The organism is Peterkaempfera griseoplana (assembly GCF_001418575.1).
GTDB classification, from domain to species: domain Bacteria; phylum Actinomycetota; class Actinomycetes; order Streptomycetales; family Streptomycetaceae; genus Peterkaempfera; species Peterkaempfera griseoplana.
Genome location: NZ_LIQR01000441.1, coordinates 1 through 3,143 on the forward strand (window position 1 = coordinate 1; position 3,143 = coordinate 3,143).

Sequence of the window (3,143 nt, forward strand, 5' to 3'; positions counted from 1 at the left end):
TGGCCGACGGCGAGGGGGTCGGGGTCGCCGAGGCGCCCCCGGAGGAACCGCCACCGGTGAGCAGTCCGCCGACACCGCCGAGCAGTCCGCCCAGCAGCCCCTGTCCGCGTGCGTCGGCAGCGGTGGTTCCGGTGGTGGCGGTGGTGCTCGGGGACGGGGACGCGGCAGGGAGCCTGGCGGCCTGGGAGAGCTTCTCGGCCGCCGACTGGCCCGTGGTACCGCCGGCGTCGGCCGCACCGGTCGCCGGCGCGGAGGGGTCGGCTGACGGTGTCGCACTCTGCGCCGGGGTCCCACCGCCGGACGGCTCGCTGCTCTGCCCGGCCGCCGGGGCGGAGGCGCTCGGCGACGGCGTGGCCGACGGGGCGTCGGTCGCTGCGGGCTGCTTGCCGCTGTCCGCCGAGGCCGACGGGGTGGCGTCCTGGAGCGGGGTGTCCGTCGCGGTGGCGCAGGCCTTGGCCATGTCCTTGGTCGAGGCGTCGTCCGCCAGGGCCAGGGTGGGGGTGTAGCCGGCGCCCATCAGCAGTGCGGTGGGCACGGCGGCGATGGCCAGCACCTTGCCCGCGGGCAGTTGCAGCCGGCTGCGCAGCTGCCGGCGCGGTGCGGCATGGCGCGGACCCCGGGTGGTGACCCTGTTCTCGTCTGCGCTGCTGCCGTCGTCCGTCATCGGCCCTCCCCGGAGGCTTCCGGGTCACCGGGCTTGGTCAGGGTGGTCTCAGCGGGCCCTGCGGGCAGCTGAGCGGTCGCGGACTCCTCCCCTGCCGCCTCCGCGGGCCCCTGGTCCGCGGCAGCCGGCGCGGGCTGCTTCAGCGGAGCCCACGCGGCCATCAGCCCGCCGCCGATCAGGCCGGGGACCAGGCCCATGCCGAATCCACCGAGGTTGGAGACCGGGATGGAGACCAGGGAGAGAAGGATGGTCGCCACGCCCGCGAAGAGCCTGGACATCGGCTGCAGCCAGGCGCTGATCCCGAGCACGATCAGCAGGATGCCGATGATCAGCGCTCCGGCACCGCCGGTGGTCGCCATGGCGAAGGTCAGTCCGCCGATGCTCAGGTGGGCGTAGGGGAAGTACAGGATGGGCAGTCCAGCGATCATCGCCAGCAGACCGCCCCAGAAGGGTCGGCGGTGGCGCCAGTCGCGGAACCTGCGGCGGTTCCGGTCGAAGGCGCTGACGTCATCGGGCCGCACCTGGGCGGTCGCGCTGGTCACGTTGCAGCTCCCTGTGGAGTAGCAGCTGGTGGTGCAGGGGTGGGGAGGAGCCGGGGACGGCTCCTCCCCACCGCTCAGCCCTCAGGCCTTGCGGGCCGTCCGGCCTGTGGAGTGATGCCGATCCGCACGGGTGCGGGTCAGAAGCACTCGCTGACGCCCTTCTTCACGGCCAGGTGGAGGCCGCTCAGCTTGAAGGTGCCGGCAGAGGTCGCCCAGGCGGTCTGCTGCACACCGTCGAGGGAGGCGTGGTCGGCCTCCTGCGCGAAGGAGTTCTCGAACTGGTCGCCGGCGCCCAGCTTCTGGGCCGCGGCCCGGTCCGCCGGGTTGACGTTGCCCTTGCTGATGGCACCCGTCGCAACACCGATGTTGATGTTGGTGAAGGTGGCATCGGCCTTGAGGTCGTCGAGGTCGATGTAGAGGTTGGTGGCCTCGACCGGCTTGTTGGCGTCGTCACCGGCGTTGATGTTCAGCGACACCTTGCCGATCAGCGGCGCGTCCAGCACCACCGACTGGCACAGCTTGTTGATGGTCGCGCTCTTGAAGGAGGAGACCGCGACCGAGTGCGCGTGGTCGGGTCCTGCCTTCTCGACGTCCACCGAGCCGTACTGGGCGAAGCCGTCACCCTCGAGGTGCCCTGCGGCGACCTTGAACTGCTGCCCGGAGACGTTGAAGGACGCGGCGAGCGCGCCCTGCGCCAGGCTGACACCGATAGCGGCCGTCGCCGCGATGCTCGGCACCATTACAACGGCGAACCGCTTCCAGCGGGTCTTGCCGTAAGTCAGGGACATATATGTCCTCCTTCTCGGACGTACATCTCCGGCCGCGCCCCGCCGGGTCCTGGCCTTAGATGGGGAGAAGAGCTACGTCCTCGGTAAGGAGAGCGCCACACGTTCCGTCGGCACGGTAGTCCGACCGACATCATCGGCGATCACCCCCGAGCGACAACCAACGGCCGTGCTGGGTGCACAGCCGGTGAGGACAGGCTCCGTCCGGGCGGACGAAGACCCCCCTGCCCTCGAGGCGCCGGCCGGGGCCGGAACCTGCCCGGTGGGGACCCCTGGCGCCGCCCCTCCGACCGGGTGCCGGAGAGGGGAAGCAAGGAACCGAGCGTGGCTGATCGTGGTCGAAACGAGGCCTGAACACAAGGCCTCCATTACTGACGAGTAATCCAACAGCGTCGCCGACCGCTCACAGCGAGCGAATATTGGGCACGGAGCGTCATCTTCTGTGGCACTCGCGAAGAAGCCGTGCGCATGAAATATGGACGAAACACCCCGGGATGGTCACTGCCAGTGACCATCCCGGGGTGTTATCAAGATTTGGTAAAGCTGGGTCAATGTCGCCAAATCACCGTGGCACCGAGGGCCGTCGCAAGTGCCTCAGAAGAGCACCCGGGCCAGCGCCGACCTGGCCTTGGCCACCCTCGGGTCCTCCGCGCCGATCACCTCGAAGAGGTCCAGCAGACGCAGCCGGACACGGTCCCGGTCGTCACCCACCGTACGGCCGACGGTGTCCACGAGCCGCCCGAAGGCGTCCTCGACATGCCCGCCGACGAGATCCAGATCCGCGGCGTCCAGCTGCGCCTGGACGTCCTTGGGGTCACCGGCCGCCGCCGTCCGCACCGCCTGCGGGTCCTTGCCCTGCACCCGCTGCAGCAGCTCCGCCTGGGCCAGGCCCAGCTTCGCCTCCTCGTCGGCCGGGCGGTCCGCCAGGACGTTGCGGTAGGCCTGGATGGCGCCACCGAGGTCGCCCCGGTCCAGCGCGTCATGGGCCGCGGCCAGCGTCGGGTCCTCGGGCACCGCGGGAACGGCTGCCCCCTCCTCGCCCCCGCCCTCGGCGACCGCCCCGCCCACGATGCCGAACCGCTGCTCGGCGACCAGGATCAGCTGGTCCAGGTACTGACGGGCCTGAGCCTCGTTCACCGCCCCCTGGAAGAG

At 71.0% G+C, this 3,143-nt stretch carries 3 protein-coding genes and 1 pseudogene; all 4 read right to left on the reverse strand.

From position 1 onward, the window contains the following. Positions 1–664: pseudogene (locus AOK09_RS39565) on the reverse strand (hypothetical protein); the annotation flags it as partial. Continuing rightward, on the reverse strand, positions 661–1,206 hold the full coding sequence (locus tag AOK09_RS29145) for a DUF6114 domain-containing protein (protein WP_063796106.1): 546 nt from the start codon (positions 1,204–1,206) through the stop codon (positions 661–663). The gene AOK09_RS29145 and the pseudogene AOK09_RS39565, both read right to left, overlap by 4 nt. 137 nt (positions 1,207–1,343) lie before the next feature. Further along, entirely contained in the window at positions 1,344–1,994 is a 651-nt protein-coding gene (locus tag AOK09_RS29150) for a DUF6230 family protein (RefSeq protein WP_055590237.1), read from the reverse strand. Positions 1,995–2,585: 591 nt separating this feature from the next. Further along, positions 2,586–3,143 (reverse strand): tetratricopeptide repeat protein (locus AOK09_RS29155; RefSeq protein ID WP_157876078.1); only part of this gene is annotated, 558 nt, incomplete at its 5' end.